The 17246-nt window shown below is 46.2% G+C and carries 13 protein-coding genes; 4 read left to right on the top strand and 9 right to left on the bottom strand.

The features are described from left to right. Window positions 1–24: 24 nt before the first annotated feature. The 5 genes from H6F44_RS07580 to H6F44_RS07560 all read right to left on the bottom strand — a co-directional run bounded on the left by H6F44_RS07580 (window position 25) and on the right by H6F44_RS07560 (window position 3385). Window positions 25–390 carry a hypothetical protein gene (locus tag H6F44_RS07580; protein ID WP_190350353.1) on the bottom strand — a complete coding sequence of 122 codons (366 nt, stop codon included), beginning with the start codon at window positions 388–390 and terminating at the stop codon, window positions 25–27. A 16-nt stretch (window positions 391–406) separates the two neighbouring features. Beyond that, the gene (locus tag H6F44_RS07575) at window positions 407–1186 is read right to left on the bottom strand and encodes an MBL fold metallo-hydrolase (RefSeq protein WP_190350352.1); all 780 of its coding nucleotides are present in this window, start codon (window positions 1184–1186) and stop codon (window positions 407–409) included. Then, window positions 1177–1332 carry a hypothetical protein gene (locus H6F44_RS07570; protein ID WP_190350351.1) on the bottom strand — a complete coding sequence of 52 codons (156 nt, stop codon included), beginning with the start codon at window positions 1330–1332 and terminating at the stop codon, window positions 1177–1179. Before H6F44_RS07570 ends, H6F44_RS07575 begins: the two co-directional genes overlap by 10 nt. 13 nt (window positions 1333–1345) lie before the next feature. Further along, entirely contained in the window at window positions 1346–2365 is a 1020-nt protein-coding gene (locus H6F44_RS07565; protein ID WP_190350350.1) for a long-chain acyl-[acyl-carrier-protein] reductase, read from the bottom strand. Window positions 2366–2662: 297 nt separating this feature from the next. Next, window positions 2663–3385, bottom strand: coding sequence for an aldehyde oxygenase (deformylating) (locus tag H6F44_RS07560; protein ID WP_190350349.1), 723 nt, complete (start codon window positions 3383–3385; stop codon window positions 2663–2665). A gap of 103 nt (window positions 3386–3488) precedes the next feature. Between H6F44_RS07560 and H6F44_RS07555 the strand changes: the two genes are divergently transcribed. Then, window positions 3489–4268, top strand: coding sequence for an ABC transporter ATP-binding protein (locus H6F44_RS07555; protein ID WP_190350348.1), 780 nt, complete (start codon window positions 3489–3491; stop codon window positions 4266–4268). A gap of 21 nt (window positions 4269–4289) precedes the next feature. Here H6F44_RS07555 and argS read toward each other — a convergent pair whose 3' ends face one another. Beyond that, window positions 4290–6050, bottom strand: a complete 1761-nt coding sequence (gene argS, locus H6F44_RS07550) for an arginine--tRNA ligase (RefSeq protein ID WP_190350347.1) — start codon at window positions 6048–6050, stop codon at window positions 4290–4292. Window positions 6051–6184: 134 nt separating this feature from the next. On the opposite strand from argS, the gene H6F44_RS23745 reads away from it, so the two are divergent. Together H6F44_RS23745 and yidD are read left to right on the top strand one after the other, a co-directional pair. Continuing rightward, the gene (locus tag H6F44_RS23745; RefSeq protein ID WP_190350346.1) at window positions 6185–11299 is read left to right on the top strand and encodes a WD40 domain-containing protein; all 5115 of its coding nucleotides are present in this window, start codon (window positions 6185–6187) and stop codon (window positions 11297–11299) included. Window positions 11300–11303: 4 nt separating this feature from the next. Next, complete coding sequence (gene yidD / locus H6F44_RS07540) at window positions 11304–12038, top strand: membrane protein insertion efficiency factor YidD (protein WP_190350345.1); 735 nt, start codon at window positions 11304–11306, stop codon at window positions 12036–12038. 50 nt (window positions 12039–12088) lie between these two features. On the opposite strand, the gene purB is transcribed toward yidD, so the two are convergent. The 3 genes from purB to H6F44_RS07525 all read right to left on the bottom strand — a co-directional run bounded on the left by purB (window position 12089) and on the right by H6F44_RS07525 (window position 15177). Continuing rightward, window positions 12089–13384, bottom strand: a complete 1296-nt coding sequence (gene purB, locus H6F44_RS07535; protein ID WP_190350344.1) for an adenylosuccinate lyase — start codon at window positions 13382–13384, stop codon at window positions 12089–12091. 666 nt (window positions 13385–14050) lie between these two features. Further along, window positions 14051–14170 (bottom strand): photosystem II reaction center protein PsbM, encoded by a 120-nt coding sequence (gene psbM, locus H6F44_RS07530; protein WP_190350343.1) that lies wholly within the window; start codon window positions 14168–14170, stop codon window positions 14051–14053. A 116-nt stretch (window positions 14171–14286) separates the two neighbouring features. After that, entirely contained in the window at window positions 14287–15177 is an 891-nt protein-coding gene (locus tag H6F44_RS07525) for a S1 RNA-binding domain-containing protein (RefSeq protein ID WP_190350342.1), read from the bottom strand. Between the two features lie 158 nt (window positions 15178–15335). Here H6F44_RS07525 and ftsH point away from each other — a divergent pair, with 158 nt between their 5' ends. After that, window positions 15336–17225, top strand: coding sequence for an ATP-dependent zinc metalloprotease FtsH (gene ftsH / locus H6F44_RS07520; RefSeq protein ID WP_190350341.1), 1890 nt, complete (start codon window positions 15336–15338; stop codon window positions 17223–17225). Window positions 17226–17246: the final 21 nt, after the last annotated feature.

The following is a 17246-nucleotide window of genomic DNA, read 5'->3' as shown; positions in this document are numbered from 1 at the left end:
TTGTCATCAGCAATGTTTATGGCTCTAAGGTCTTCCCCATTCCACTGAGCGAATCTTGAGGGTTTCCTGTCCATCAGCAACGACTACAGCGATCGCCTCTGAATAGAATTCTCCAGCGATCGCAACATAGATCCACTGCAAATCATTAGGTAATTTATGTGACCAATCATCCATGACCAAAACTATCTCGATCTGAGGAATTGCAAACCCATCGATTGGCGCGATCGCTTCAAAATGTTGCTGCATATCTGGGCAAGAACATTGAGATTGAAACTCATCGGTAGTCATGTGATGCGCTTGCAAATATTCTCGATCTATCAGCGCCCTTGCAAATGCGAGGGCAACTGTTTCAGCAGGAGTTCCGCTTGGTGCATGGGGATAATTTTCCATCAAGTGTACGAGTGGACTAGGACAAATTCAGCAATTGCGGTAAAGGCACTTCAAAGCGCTCCCAAGGCTTAGGCTCAAGAACTTTGGTGTTGATATTGTTGGCGGCAAATAGCGATCGCAATGTAGCCACCGAGCCTTCCGCTTGCAAAAACTTCAGCAATAACCCACTAAAGGTAATATCACCTCCTGCGGCAGTGGGGATGATCACCTGTGGCTGTAGGCATTTTGCGACTTGCACAGCCCCCTGTTGTCCTTTGATCACCGTGCCGATCAGAGGCAATTTTAGATCGATGGTGGGAGTGATCACCACGTCAATGGGGGCAAAATCCTTTAAGTTTTTGTCGTGATAGCCGTGGGGTTCGTAATAGATTGAGCGATCGCTGGTGAGATCCCGAATAATATAGCCATTCTCCACGGTCGTAGGGCCAGTGGGCGATCCTGTCACGGCTAGGATCGTTAATAGATTGGGCATATTAAATAATTCGCCATGCTGGAGCGCTGTCACCTCTGCATAGCCCAATTGCTGCACCAGTTTTGCGGCGCTAGGGGAAGCCACCACAGGAATTTGGCGATCGAGTTGTTGCAGGGTTGGCAGATGGGCATGATCGGGCAGCCCTTGGGATAGCAGGATTAGATCAATATTGGCGGGAATTTGGCGCTGGGTGCGACGTTCAGATTTAAAAAACCAGTCGGCTTTACCAAACATCAATGCGCCCACCAGCCAAGGATCTAGCAAGATGCGTTTGCCTGCGATCTCAATGAGCCAAGAGTTACTGTCTAGCCAAGTTAGGTACATAGTTGATTGCTGGGTTGATTTTCGGCGATCGCTTTAGATTGTCTAGTTCTTAATTTGGCAGCGATCGCCTGTCCTGTAAACCACTGTAAGAGAGATTTTACGACTATAAAACCAAAAAGCGATGGGACGGGCGAAGCCCGTCCCATCGCTTTTTGGTTTTTAACCGATCAAAGGTCTAAACCCATGCTTGATTGATACCGCACCGATCTTGTCCATATTTTCAAGGGTGATTTGATTGCGCCCCCATGAAAAATTAGTATGCCAGCCCTCAAACTCCAATAGCATCGCCTCCGCAAAACAAGCAAAAAGCTGACGGGCAGGAGCCGACATATTCACGATTTTCATGATTTTCCAATCAATGTCGAGACTATGCTCCACGATGCCGCCATTGATCACATGAATGCCATCTTCCTGCACTAATGTATTCATATTTTTGGGATAGCCGCCATCAATGAGGATGCAGGGGCGCTTCAGGGTTTTGGCATCGATCGCCATGCCCTTAGCCATACTCGCCACCCACACAATAATGTCCGACTGGGGTAATGCTTCATCCATGCTTAGCACCTTGCCGCGCCCGAGTTGTCCTTGCAACTCTTGCAGACGCTCTTGATTTCTTGCCACTAGCAATAGATCTTTTATATTTAAACGGGCATCGATCCAGCGACAGACGGCGCTACCAATGTCGCCAGTTGCACCGCAGACAGTCACGGTGGCTTTGGCTAGATCAATGCCAAATTTACGGCTTGCCTCCTCGATCTGGCGACAAATGATGTATGCGGTGTGCGTGTTGCCTGTGGTGAAGCGGCTAAATTCTAACTGCACATTGCGGACACTGGACATCTGACTGAGATTAAAATTCTCAAAAATAATCGAAGAAAATCCACCTAAAGCCGTAATGTCAACATCATGCTTTTGGGCATGAGCCATAGCATTCAGAATCTTGCGAATGGCAGTTTTAATTTTGCTACCCGCCAACATTTCAGGTAAGAAACAGGATTCCACATACACCCCCTCAATCTGCTGCCCCGTGGCACTTGTCACCTTGATGTGATCGACAATTTGCGGCGGAGCGCTACACCAAAACTCTAAACCCTGATCGGCATATTCGGGATAGCCTAACTCCCTTGCTACGGACTGAGCGTGTTCGAGACTAGTCAGATGTCCTATGAGACCAAACATTGATTGCAGTTACCAGTTTTTGTTAGCTGTTAGCTGTTAGCTGTTAGCTGTTAGCTGTTTTTAAGTAGCTGTTGGCTGTTGCTGTTAGCTTTATGGATTAATGGGATTAAATTCTAAGGTGTTTTTAGAAATTATGATTTCCTTGTCGAATAGGGGGGTAGCTGTTAGCTATTAGCTGTTAGCCGTTAGCTGTTAGCCGTTAGCCGTTAGCTGTTAGCTGTTAGCCGTTAGCCGTTAGCTAAAAGCCGAAAGCCGAAAGCTAAAAGCTAAAAGCTAAAAGCTAAAAGCTAAAAGCCATTAAGCACCAGCCAAACCCATTGCCGACATTCTCATAATATCGCGAGTGTTAAAGCCAATTTTGCCTAGGCTTTCGCCATATTGGATCATGAAGTCTTCTACGAGAGCTTCCTTCTCCATGCCCAAGACCTTGGCATCGGCTTCGACTTGGTTGAGCATCTGCCAGACGATGGGCAGATTTTGGCGATTTGCCTGCTCTAGAGGCTCTTTGGATTCGGCAAAATGGTTTTGCAACCAGACTTCGCCAAAGTTGAGGTGCGTATATTCGTCTTTAACCACGCCTTCAGTGATCTTGCGGGCAAAAGCATCGGCAACGGGGATATAAATGTTGTAAGCAGCGATCGCAAAGCACTCGATAATGAGGGATTGGATCAGCAAACAGGTGACGATATCTTTGATGGCAAAGGCGGTTTGGAAATTGTTGTGGAGTTCGGCAAAGAACTTTTCGGCAAAGTCCATATCGGGAGTGACGCTCAAGTTTTTGCCACAGGCGATAAAGCCTTTTTTGTGGCGGTCTTCCATTTTTGCCAGTCTTTTTAAGTCTTCAGTGAATTTGTCGGGCATTAGTTCTGCAAGTTGCAGGTAATTACTATGTGCCTCTGCTTCGCCTTCAATCACGATCGCATTGATGCGACTATAGGCATCACGATATTCTGCTGATTGGTAATCAAGCTGATCGCCAATAGGATCTTTGATCGCTACGGCTTCGAGTGTTAGCCCCATGTTTTGCCTCTTTGAGTATTCCTTGCTCAATAAAAGTTAATCTCTAGCTATTTTATGCTAAGTAGCACAATGCTATGAAAATTAAACAACCATTATCAAAATCATGAATCCAATCAAGCAATCAATCCTCACCATTGAGCAAGTTACCCGCAAATTTGGCGGACTGGTGGCGGTCGATCAGGTTTCCTTTGTGGTCAATGAACGGGAGATTTTTGGGGTGATTGGTCCTAATGGCGCAGGCAAAACGACTTTGTTTAATACGATTACGGGTTTGATTGCGCCTAGCAGTGGTAAGGTCTTTTATGCAGATCGCGAAATCACAAATTTGCGTCCTCACCAAATTGCCCAATGTGGCATTGCGCGGACTTTTCAAAATATTCGCCTGTTTGGGGAGCTATCAGCCTTAGAAAATGTGGCGATCGCCAAGCACTTGCAGACTAGCACAGGTTTGTTTAAGGGCATTTTCAATTTGCCGCCCACGCCACAGCAGGAAAAGTTGACCTATGAGGGCGCGAGGGAATTGTTGGATCTGGTGGGTTTGAGCGATCGCCAAGAGGTAAAAGCCAAGAATTTTGCCTATGGCGATCAGCGCCGCCTTGAGATTGCCCGCGCCCTTGCCCTCAAGCCACAACTATTACTATTAGACGAACCCGCCGCAGGTATGAACCCCAATGAAAAAGGGCAGTTAAGCGAATTTATTCGCGATTTGCGCGATCGCTTGAACTTAACAATTTTACTAATCGAGCATCATGTACCTTTGGTGATGGGGCTATGCGATCGCATTGCAGTATTAGACTTTGGGCAGCTAATTGCGATCGGTGCGCCTGAAATTGTCAAAAGCGATCGGGCAGTGATTGAGGCATATTTGGGGGATGAAGGGTAAAAAAACGGCTTTGCCATTTTTTTACATTCGCTCTAAAACCCGAATACCTAGTAAACCCAAGCCTAGCTTCAAAGTCTTAGCCGTGATATCACAGAGATTTAGGCGTGAGATTTTGATAGTTTCTTCTTCGGCTTGCAGCACTGGACATTGCTCAAAAAATTGATTGAATTTTTGGCTTAACTCAAACAGATATTGGCAGAGGCGATTAGGAAATAATTCTTCGGCAACCGCATCGATCGCTTCGGCAAATTGCAGTAAGTGCTTGGCTAACGCGATCTCTGGAGCCTCCGTGAGGCTAATGGCGCTGTCAACGCGATCGAAATCAACGCGATCGAAATCAATGCCACCTTTGCGCCCGATGCCCTGTACGCGCACATAGGCATAGAGCATATAGGGGGCGGTGTTGCCTTGCAGGGATAGCATTTTATCAAAGCTGAAAATATAGTTGCTGGTGCGATTTTGGGAGAGGTCGGCATATTTGACCGCCCCTAGCCCGATCGCATTGGCGACATCTTTTTTAAATTCCGCAGGTGCATCGGGGTTGCGGCTGTCGATATCGGCATAGGCACGGGTGACTGCTTCTTCTAGCAAACTTTTGAGGGGGACGGTATCGCCCGATCGCGTTTTAAACTTTTTGCCATCGTCACCCATGACCAAACCGAAGGGGACATGGATCGCCTGCACCGACTCAGGCAGCCAATCTGCGCGTTGGGCAACTTGAAATACCTGAGCAAAATGGGCAGATTGACCGATATCGGTGACATAGATAATCCTTGTGGCTTGATCCTCACGGATGCGATAGCGCAGGGCGGCGAGATCGGTGGTGGCATAGTTATAGCCGCCATCGGATTTCTGCACGATCAAGGGCAGGGGCTGACCATCTTTATTATTAAAGCCTTCTAAAAACACACAGAGAGCGCCTTGATCCTCTTGCAATAAGCCCGTTGCTTTCAAATCGCTAATTACATCACTGAGAAACGGATTATAAAAAGACTCGCCGCGCTCTTCTAGTTGAATATTCAGCGCATCATAGATTTTTTGAAATTCACGGCGCGACTGTTCGCATAGTAGTTGCCATGCTTGCTTTGCCGACTGCCCCCCCGCTTGCAATTCCACCACTGCCGATCGCGATATTTCCTTAAATTCAGGATCTTCATCAAAGCGTTTTTTGGCTTGGCGATATAGCTCCACCAAGTCACCAATGGCGATCGCGTCGGCTTTGGTGAGGGCATCGGGATAAACCTCCCGCAGGAAGGTAATCAACATGCCAAACTGGGTTCCCCAATCCCCCACATGGTTTAGCCGCAAAACCTCATGCCCTTGAAATTCTAAAATCCGCGCAATGCTATCGCCAATAATCGTGGAGCGCAAATGTCCCACGTGCATTTCCTTAGCAATATTCGGGCTAGAAAAATCGACAATTACCCGCTCAGGCTTTGACACAGGGGCAATGGCAAGGCGATCGCTCTTTTGCATTTCTGCCAGATGCGCGGCAATATAACTAAGTTGCAGTTTGAGATTAATAAATCCTGCCCCAGCGATCGTGGGTGGTTCAAAGCGATCGGCAAATTCGAGATTAGCAATGATTTGGGCGGCAACATCTTGGGGCTTTTGTTTGAGCTTTTTGGTCAAACTCAGGGCGGCATTACATTGATAATCCCCAAATTTCGTATCCTTAGCCGCCGCCACCGCAGGATCATAATCGGCATATTCTGCCCCAAAAGCGGCAGCGATCGCCTTGGAAAAACGAATTTTAAGGTCAGCTAAAATTGAGGTAGTCATGGATTTTTTAATAATTTAATTAATTACCAGAAATAGGAGAGGCGGCGCTTTGCGCCGCCACTCTTAATTTCTGGTAGGATAATTGTAATGGGCAATTATCTAAAATCGCGATTAAAGGGGTTAAACCAAAGGCAGTGAGTCAGATCGAACAATCGATCAAATTGAATGGGCAAAGGAATGATCATTCCCTAGATGATCCATTAAACGCCGTAAATATACTCAACCAACGCTCAATAGAGCGATTAATTAGGGCAGTTGAAATTAGTCAAGGAGAATTTGCCCTGATTATTGTCCATTGCAACTATAGCCACCTCAGACAAAATATCTTAAACGAATTAGCGAATGTCACGGGGATATTGTATCGGGAAATTTGGTGGCGCATATCCGATGCCCCCATCTATCAAAAATTACAGGATTTTATCGCTGGTTGTCATTATCATGTGCCAGCACTGATGTGCTTAGGTTTAGAGCATTTTGGTACAGAAACTACGGATACTTCCATTCATATTTTTGCAGAAATCAATCTGTTTCGCGATCGCCTCAAACATCAGCTTAAATGTCCATTGGTGCTATGGCTCAATGATGAGAACCTGTCAGAACTATGGCAACAGGCTCCAGATTTTGCTAGTTTTGCAGCACCACCGCTTAAGTTCACCTTATCCACTCTAGAGCTAATCCAAGAGCTAGATCAACAGGTTGAACGCTTATTTCAAATTGCCCAAGATCCGCTTATACCTTTATTTTGGCAAGATCAACAGATAGATAATGATCCTGATATTTTGTCCTATCAAGAGATAGAAGTGGCAAGGCGAGAACTTCGCATTGCTCACCATCACGAAGCCTGTTTTGTTGAGTCTAACGATCGCCACATTTCCCTGACTGAAGAGATTCTGCAAAGTCAATTTCATAAATCCTGTGCGGAACTGCAAGCTAAGCTGGACTTGGCAATGGGACGATTGCTATGGCGATCGCCAAGGCTAATTACTAAATATACTAACGATGTCTATGTCGAATCGCAGGGAGAAGTTCACAGCGTTTCGCAGATTTATTATGAATGTAGTCTGCTCCATTGGCGAAAGGTGGAAAGACCTGTGGAAGAAGGAATTGTTCTCTTCTATTTAGGCAATCTCTGGTGGCATAATTCTTTTGTGAGAGGTCGCGCTACACAGGATTCATGGCAGAGGGCAAAGCAATATTTCCAAGAGGCGATCGCCTGTTTTCAACGCGCCCAACGAGAGGATCTCGTTGCCAAGTATGGTCGTGCCTATAGTGGCGTTTTGGAACAATTGCAACAATGGCAAGAACTAACGGATTGGATTCATCAATTACTGCCATTGCATCGCTTAAATCCCTTAGAACTAGCTCAAGATTATGGCTACTTGGCGAAGGCGGCGATTTCTAGAGGGGCATGGCGAGATGTGCTGGAGCAGGCATCTCAGGCACTATCGATTTTAGAGTCAAGAATATTATTTGATAGTCCTTTGAATGGTTCTCATAACAATTCCCATGAACCGAATTTTGAACAACATTGCCAAAGATTGCAACAAATTCAAATAGGGCAATGTCAGTTACTCATTGCTCAAAGTCAATATCGCCTGGGCGAAATCGATGTTGCGATCGCCATTATGGAATTGACGATCGCTAATTTTAATTGTCAGGACGAACCCCATCTTTATATCAGGATGCTGGATACTTTTCATGATCTTGCCTTTGCCAAAGGGCTATATCTACAAGCATTCCACACGCGCCAACAGCAGCGATCGCTAGAACAGCAATATGGACTCAGGGCGTTTATTGGTGCTGGATCTTTGCAACCAAAGCAATTAGTCTCAGTTCCAGACATAAATATTGAGCCAAGTAAATTAGCACAGCAAAAGACAGAAATTGCGGCTTCAGGGCGTACCAAAGATGTGGAATATCTAATCCATCGCATTTGCGACCCCACGGCTCAACAGCTAACGGTTATTCATGGAGAATCGGGAGTTGGCAAGAGTTCTTTGGTAAATGCGGGGCTGATACCTGCATTGTGGCAACGATCGCTGACGGGCTTTGCCATATTGCCAATCAAGATCAGCATTTATACCAATTGGCTGCAAGTGATCGCGAACACTCTGCAATCTTCCGCCGCCAGCATAGAACAGATCATGACTAAGTTTAAGCAACTAGCAGATCAAAGCACACAAATAGTTTTAATTTTTGATCAATTTGAAGAATTTTTCTTTACCTATGCCCAAACCCGCGATCGGCAAATCTTTCGGCAATTTTGGCAAAACTGCCTAAATAAACCCTATCTCAAGTTAGTAATTTCTATCCGTGAAGATTATCTGCATTTACTCCTAGAATTAGAAACTGCCAATGCCGAAATCGATATTCTCAGCCGTGACCTGCGCTATGTCCTTGCCAATCTCTCCCCCGCCGATACCACTGCCCTCATCGAAAATCTGACCCAACAGGCAAACTTCCCCCTCGAATCAGCACTGATCGAATGTTTGGTGCAGGATCTCGCAGGCGATCGCGGCTCAGTGCGCCCCATCGAACTACAGCTAGTTGGCTCTCAACTGCAAGATCGCAACATTACCACCCTTGCCGCCTATCAAGCCGCAGGGGGCAAACAGAAACTAGTGGAACAGTCCGTTCAAGAAGTGATCCAAGCCTGTGGTGATGCGGCTTTTGTGGCCCAACAAGTATTACTTGCGCTCACCGATGAGCGGGGCAAACGCCCCTTGCGTAATTACAACGAACTGCGAAACTTCATTCTGCCCTACACTAGCAATAGCCTTGATCTGGATCTAGTTCTAGAGATTTTAGTTGGTTCAGGACTAATATTCCAATTACCAGAATCCCTCAGCAACCGCTATCAATTAGTTCATGATTACCTAGTTCCCTTTATTCGTGCCAATCAAGAATCAGAACTGCTAGGGGAACTGCAAAAAGTGCGATCGGTTGCGGAAACTAGTCGCGCCCGCCTTGCCCGCCTGACTAAGTTTGCGCTGTTCGGCACTGTTTTGGGGCTGATCCTAATGGCAAGCTTAGCATTTCAGGCAATTCGCCAACGCCAAATAGCCGAAATTGGCGAAATCAATGCGCTCGTATCTTCAGCAACTTCTAGTTTCCTACTCAACCAACAACTTCAAGCCCTCACAACAATTCTCAAATCCGCCCAAAAGTTAGCAGCTTTGGACATTGAGCCAATGCAAAATCAAGAAATTGATAAAGCTCAAACCTTCCGCAACACCTACGAAGCTCTGCAACTCATCGTTTACAACATTCGGGAACGCTATCGCTTTAGTGGCATCAATCGTGATTCACCATTTTATACCGCCAAATTTAGTCCCGATGGCAAAATGATGGCATTGGGGGGATTTGATGGCAGTGTCTATCTCCTTGATAGCAATGGCAAGTTATTGAGAACGATGACAGGATTTCAGGCGAAGGAAATACGCGGTCTAAGTTTTAGTGCTGATGGTAAACGCATTGCCTCTTCGGGGCAGGGTGGCATTGTTCGCATTTGGAATGTGGACAATGGTAAATTAATCAGGGAGATTCAAGCCCATACCAGCGATATTTTTCGGGTTGATTTCCATCCCGATGGCAAGCGCTTGTTAACGGGTAGCAAGGATGGCTTAGTAAAAGTGTGGGATAGCGATCGCGCTGTAGAACTCTTAACGATTAACCCCCAAGATAATCTTCAAGATAATCAAGTTCCTGTAAAACCTACTAGCTTTGTGGCAAGACAAGCAGCAGCAATCCAAGATACTAGTTTCAGCCCCGATGGAAAAATGATCGTTACTGCCAAGAATAATATGATCGCCCTCTGGGATTTGCAGGGCAATCAATTAGCGGCGGCGATCGCCCACCAATCAATCATCTACATGGTGCGCTTTAACCCCCAAGGCAATCAACTAGTCTCCACAGGCGGCGATAAAAGCGTCAAGCTCTGGCAAATCCCCAATCAAATCTTGACAGAAATTTCCCAATCCCCAATCCCCAATCCCCAATCCCCAATCCCCCAATTAGAACAAATACAAATATTTGAGGGCAATACCGCCGATGTCTTGAGCGTTAACTTCAGTCGTGAAGGGAACAGAATTGCTTTCGGCACACAGGACAATGCGATCGGCATCTTCAATCTCAATGGCACAATTGACACGATGATAGGCGCTCACACCGATGCCGTATTTGATGTCACCTTCAGCCCCGATGATCAATATCTCCTATCCGCCAGCAAAGACCGCACCGCCCGACTCTGGTATGGAGAAACAGCAATGCTCAAGACCATCTATGCCCATCAAAACCCCGTCTGGGCAGTTAGCTTTGCCCCCAACGGCAAAATGTTCGCTTCGGGCAGTGTGGATAAAAATGTCTTCATTTGGAATATTGATGGTACGCGCCGAATGTCATTACTCGGTCATAGGGATACGGTTTATGGCGTGAACTTTAGCAGTGATGGCAAATATCTAATTTCCGCTAGTGAAGATCGCACAGCGAAGGTTTGGGATAGTAACAAGGGAGAGCTGTTGCATACCTTAGATATTCATGGATCAGGCTTGGTGAATGCTATGCTCAGCCCCGATCGCCAAATTTTAGCCACCCTCGGCACAGATAATAAAATCAAACTCTGGCGCTGGAATCAAACCAATAATCCACCGCTAATCCATGAGTTAAGCGCCCATAGGAAATCGGTATGGTCGATCGCTTTCAGCCCTGACAGCCGATTTTTGGTCTCAACAGGTAATGATGAAACCTTGCAAATTTGGGATGTTGCCACAGGTAAAGGGCGCACCATTACCAAAGCCCATAAAAATGGGGGCTTAGCCGTTGCCTACAGCCCCGATGGTAAATTGATCGCCTCATCGGGCAAGGATGGATGGATTAAGATCTGGGATGCAGCCACAGGTACAATACGTCAAGAAATTATGGTAAATAGTGAAGCCATGTGGATCTATGGCATTGCCTTTAGTCCTGATGGTGCGGCGATCGCGGCGGGGAATGCCGACAAAAGTATCAAAATCTATGACATTAATAATGGACAAATTCTTAAAACTCTCACAGGGCATAATGCCGAAGTCCATGCGATCGCCTTTAGCCCCGACAGTCAAAATCTGGTTTCTGTAAGTCGCGACAACAGTATTAAAATATGGAATGCGGAAACCCTCAATTTTAGTGAATTAGTTGCGAGAGGTTGCCAAATGCTCAAAGCCCACACAGCTAACTCCCCCCATCCAGATCGTGACAAGATCTGTCGCTAAAGCCATGTTCACTAATTTTGCTGACAATACTTCTCGCAGCTTAGCCGTTACCGCGATTACAGGCTATCAAAAATTTATTTCACCCCATAAGGGATTTGTCTGTGCCCATCGAGTTTTGTATGGCTGTGAGTCCTGCTCCCAATATTTCAAGCGGGTGATTGCTGAAGAGGGGGTTTTCACAGCGATCGCCAATGCTAAGGGGCGATTTCAAGAATGTCGAGATGCGAGTGAAATCCTTAAACAACGGCGGCAAAAGTGCCAAAGGCAGAAGCAATATCAATCCATTCGCCTAGAATCAGGCAGTTTAGGAACGGGCTATAAACTACGCGATCATGTTCTGTCAATTAATGCCAATGGTGATCACAGTGATCAAGAAGATCAAGAAGATCAGGACAATCCAACCAATCCAGAAGGGAATCCAGAAGGGAATCCAGAAGGAAAACAAAGCATTGGTGGCGCTCAATGGAATAACAATAGGAATAGGCGATCGCCCAATAATCAAATCGATCAAAGCAACCCTAACAATAATTGCAATTACTGCAATGACCTTGCCGATTGTGGCAATTGCGCCGATATTATTGCGGATGTTTGTCATGGAAGTAACTATGGCGATCGCTGCGGCAATCCCTTAGAAGGAGCCGAATGTCCCGAATTAAGCTGTCCCGAATTAAGCTGTGGCGATGCTGACTGTCTCTCAGGACTAGATTGTGGTGCGCTAGATTGCGGAGGCTGTGGCTAAAACTATGCATCAATCCAAGCCCTAAGATCAAGTTGCTTCTTGCGTAAGTCCTAAATCCCTAATCTTTGATAGATTTGGTCAAGATTTTTGAGATGCTTATTTGGGTCAAAACAGGCGGCTAACTCCTCATCAGAGAAAGTTGATCGCACCGTTTCATCTTCACTGATGAGCTTACGAAAATCGCCACTGGGTTGATTCCATGCCAAGTGCGCCGCCTTCTGCACGATCGCATAGCTATCTTCGCGGCTAAGCCCTTTGCTGACCAAACCGAGTAGCACCTGCTGACTAAAAACCACACCACCATAGCAATAGAGATTGCGTTCCATATTGTGGGTATGCACCAACAGATTTTTGACTAGATCCGTGATTTCCACCAACATGAAATGGGTGAGAATGCAGCCATCGGGTAGTAAGACCCTTTCGGCGGCGCTGTGGGAAATATCCCGTTCATGCCAAAGTGCCACGTTTTCTAGGGCAGTGGTGGCATAGCCACGCAATAGCCTTGCCATGCCCGTTAATCGCTCGGAACGGATCGGATTACGCTTATGGGGCATCGCTGATGATCCCTTCTGCCCCTTTGAGAAATACTCTTCAACCTCTAGAACGTCAGTACGTTGCAGGTTGCGAATCTCTACGGCAAAGCGTTCGATCGATGCGCCAATCAGGGCAAGCACCTGTGAAAATTCGGCATGGCGATCGCGGGAAATCACCTGTGTCGAGGCACAGTCGGGCTGCAACCCTAGATTTTGGCAGGCGATCGCCTCAATGCGTGGATCGACATTCGCATAGGTTCCCACGGCTCCCGAAATTTTGCCCACGGCGATCGTTTTGCTCAAGTTGGATAGGCGATCGCGATGGCGCAACATTTCTGCCAACCAACCCGCCAATTTAAAGCCAAAGGTAATTGGCTCAGCATGGATACCATGGGTGCGTCCCGCCATAATCGTATAGCGATGTTGTTGCGCTTGATAACGAATGGCTTGAATTGCCTCTTCTAATTGCGACTGAATGATTTCTAAGCTATTTACTAATTGCACAGCTAAGCCCGTGTCCAATACATCGGAGCTAGTCAATCCAAGGTGAATATATCGCCCTGCATCGCCCACATATTCATTTACATTCGTCAAAAACGCGATCATGTCGTGCTTGACAGTTAACTCAATCTCATTGACGCGATCGGTGTCAAAATTCGCTTTTTCCTTGATCTCTGCGACAGCCTCAGCAGGGATATATCCTAATTCCGCCTGTGCCTCACAAACGGCTATTTCAACTTGCAACCAAGTTTGATACTTGTGCTGATCTGTCCACAACCGCCCCATTTCGGGTAATGTATAACGCTCTATCAAAATTTAATCTCTTAAAATAATCACAATTTTTAATTATAGCAAGTTTATTGGTCGGTTACCGCTATGCACATAGGAAAATATATATGACCATCCTTTCGCCCCTAATCCCACGACAAAATCGCCAGCAATTCTAAATTCAAAATAGTAATAAAAAATACATAGTAGCTACATAGTAGCGATGAGATTAACGCGAATCTGGAAACACAGGAGCATCCCCAAGCATAAATTCGATTAAATGCTGCCAACTCTTACACAGAAAGTACTTGGTAAGAAAGAGAATATCTTGAAAAAAGCTCTCCGAGTTCCACGCTTACGACGAGTCTCTTAATAACTGGAATCTATCAATTGCAAAACCGTGTGAAATAGAAAAGCTAGCAAATTAAGAGATAGAAGTATTGATGATAAATGTTTCGCTCATATGGGTAAGTAGGTGAAGCCAATTAAACGATCTGACTTAAACTGTTGCGGCGACAAAGTGTGACTTTTTGATGAAGCAGGGCTTTCACCCAAATCCCTATATGAGCGAAAAAAAATGATGAATGGCTATGCTAAGCATAGCCATTCATCATTTTATTTTGTATCATAAATAACTTACAAAAGTAGACAGTACTTTAGGCGTAAGAATTTTGTAAGTGCAGAATGGCGAAGCCACTATGTACTTGGGGACTATTTACTTTGCTGTCCTTCTTCACGGCTAGCTGTTTGGATATACAGGATTAGCAAGAAGACAGTAGGTACAAATATGGCTAGGACAGTGGCTAAGAGACCGAGAAAATTAACTTCCATGATGTCAACTCTGTTTATTAATTTTGTTTACTGAGAATATATGAAAATGATATAGGGCTTTACGTTGCTTATCAAAACAATTATATAGCGTATTCCATGGTTTTCACTAACGATCGCTAGGCATCCCAAAGCTTGCTAATATTTTTTTCAAGACGCTCTTCTGCCTCAGCAAAGACCTGTGCCGAATTATCGAGCATTTCGCCTGGGTGCAGTTCGAGGATTTTGGTGGAAAGGGCAATGCGATCGCGAGACTCGTCCACATCGACAACCACAACCTTAATCACATCATTGATCTGGAAAACATGGGTGGGATCGTTAACAGGTTTTTGGCTAATTTCTTTATTGTGCAGTAGCCCCGATACCCCAGCAAACTCGACAAAAGCGCCAAAGGGACGAATATTTGTGACTTTGCCAGTAATCAACTGCCCCTTAGCAATTTGGCTCATCGCCGATTGTTTAGCCGCTTGACGGTTGGATAAAACTAGCTTTTTGCGGGTTTCATCGGCATCCAGTACCATCACAGGGATCGTTTTGCCAACGAGGGTGGCAAGATCGGATGGGTTAGATAAATGTGATCGCGGCACAAAACCGCGCAGCCCCACAGCATCAACGATCAAACCACCACTGTTAGTACCGATCACCTTTGTTTCAAACACTTTAGAATCAGTTTGATAGTCGCGCAGGGTTTGCCATGCCTGTTTGAAGAGAAGGCGGCGCACCGATAGCTTGACCTCACCATCAGCATTTTGGTTACTAATAATCAGAAATTCATATTCATTACCAATGGGAAAAGCATCGGTAGCACGGGAAGACCCACTGATGGTTGCCTCATCAATGGGCATAAAGCCAAGGGACTTCGCGCCAATATCGACATAAATGCCACTGCTTTCCACAGATATGATCTTTCCTTTGACAACTTGCCCCACGGAAAACTCATAATTATGCTCCGCAAGAGCATTCGCAAATTCATCGGAGGAGAAGGGCTGGATGTTTTGTGTGGGGTTCATGGATAGATATGCTAGGAATGCGTAGCTTTAATATTATTGAGTGTATTTTAGTCTAACTCTCTGACTGCGATAAATCAAAAGTTATAATGGATGGACTAGACTATAACAATCAACAATAATTACCGCATCGACGGGGTTACAAGGAGCGAGAGGCAGTGATGTCTTCTGTAAACAGAGTTTGGAAATCGACCTTCTGGCAGCGCGTCAAAATGACGGTCTTGAGCATTGCCATTATTCAAAGTGTGGCGATCGCCACACCTAGCGCCGCTAAAGCCAATGCTGAAAATGCCGTAAACATGAGTTATACGGAGCTGCTCTCCAATGTCAAGGAAAATCGGGTCAAGAAAATTGACCTCGAAAGCAATGGCTTGGCGGCAGAAGCAATTTTGAGTGATGGGCGGAAGGTACGGGTGGATCTGATTGCCCGTGATGGTAATGCCGAGCTAATGAAGGCATTGCGGGACAATGAAGTCGATATTGCGGTAAAGGCTCAGCCCCAGCCCACCATGCTCTGGCAACTGGTGAGTACTTTCTTTGTGCCGATGCTGTTAATTTTTGTATTGTTGATGGTGTTGCGCCGTCTTAGCAATGCCCCAGGTGGTCCTGGACAAACCCTTAGTTTTGGTAAGACTAGGGCAAGATTTTCGCCCGAAGCGAAGACGGGGATCAAGTTTGAAGATGTGGCAGGCATTGAGACAGCCAAAGAAGAACTGCAAGAGGTGGTCACGTTTTTAAAGCAGCCCGATCGCTTTACGGCGGTTGGCGCAAAGATCCCCAAAGGTGTATTGCTGATTGGTCCCCCTGGTACTGGTAAGACTCTATTGGCGAAGGCGATCGCGGGTGAGGCAGGTGTACCCTTTTTCTCGCTGTCTGGCTCTGAGTTTGTGGAAATGTTTGTGGGGGTAGGGGCTTCCCGTGTGCGCGATTTATTTCAAAAAGCCAAAGACAATGCCCCCTGCATCATTTTCATTGATGAGATTGATGCGGTGGGTCGTCAGAGGGGTGCGGGTATTGGCGGCGGCAACGATGAGCGTGAGCAGACCCTCAACCAAATGTTGACGGAAATGGATGGTTTTCAGGGTAACTCAGGGGTGATCGTGGTGGCAGCAACTAACCGCCCCGATGTTTTGGATAGTGCTTTGCTGCGCCCTGGTAGATTCGATCGCCAAATTACGGTCGATTATCCCGATTACAAAGGTCGCCAAGAAATCCTCAAGGTTCATGCGCGGAATAAGAAGCTGGAGGAAAATGTTTCGATTGAATCGGTGGCAAGACTTACCCCTGGGTTTGCGGGGGCAGACTTAGCCAACTTATTAAATGAGGCGGCGATCCTGACGGCTAGACGGCACAAAGAGGCGATCGGTGAGTTGGAAATTGCCGATGCCATTGATCGGATCACCATTGGCTTAAGCATGAAGCCGATGCTCGATGGCGCTAAAAAACGCCTGATTGCTTACCACGAAGTTGGTCATGCCCTCGTGATGACAATGCTCAAAAATACATCACTGCTCGACAAAATTACGATTGTGCCGCGCTCTGGTGGTATTGGCGGTTTTGCCAAGGGACTGCCCGATGAAGAATATGGTTTAGAGTCGCGATCTCAACTGCTAGATACAATTACGATGATGCTCGGTGGTCGGGCGGCTGAGGATGTGGTCTTTGGCGATGCGGAGATTACGACAGGCGCTTCGGGTGACTTTCAGCAGGTGGCAAGGCTGGCACGGATGATGGTGACGCAGTTTGGAATGTCAGACTTGGGCTTGGGTGCTTTGGAATCGGAAAGTGGCGAAGTATTTTTAGGGCGGAATATGATGCCCCAGAGCGATTATTCCGTTAAGTTAGGAGATCGCATTGATCGCCAGATCCGCCAAATTGCCCAAACCTGCTACGAAACTGCTAAAAAAGTCATCGAAGAAAACCGTGATCTTTGCGATCGCCTAGTGGATATTCTCCTTGATGTGGAAACCCTCGATGGTGAAGAGTTCCGCAAAATCGTGGCGGAATATACACAGCTACCTGAAAAGAAAACGGCTTCAGTCAAGTTTTAACCATGAGAAAAGGCGGCGCAT

This window comes from Pseudanabaena cinerea FACHB-1277 (assembly GCF_014696345.1).
In the GTDB taxonomy this organism is placed as follows: Bacteria; Cyanobacteriota; Cyanobacteriia; order Pseudanabaenales; family Pseudanabaenaceae; genus Pseudanabaena; species Pseudanabaena cinerea.
The sequence above is the reverse complement of the archived record's forward strand: the minus strand, read 5'-3'. Positions and strand labels throughout refer to the sequence as shown.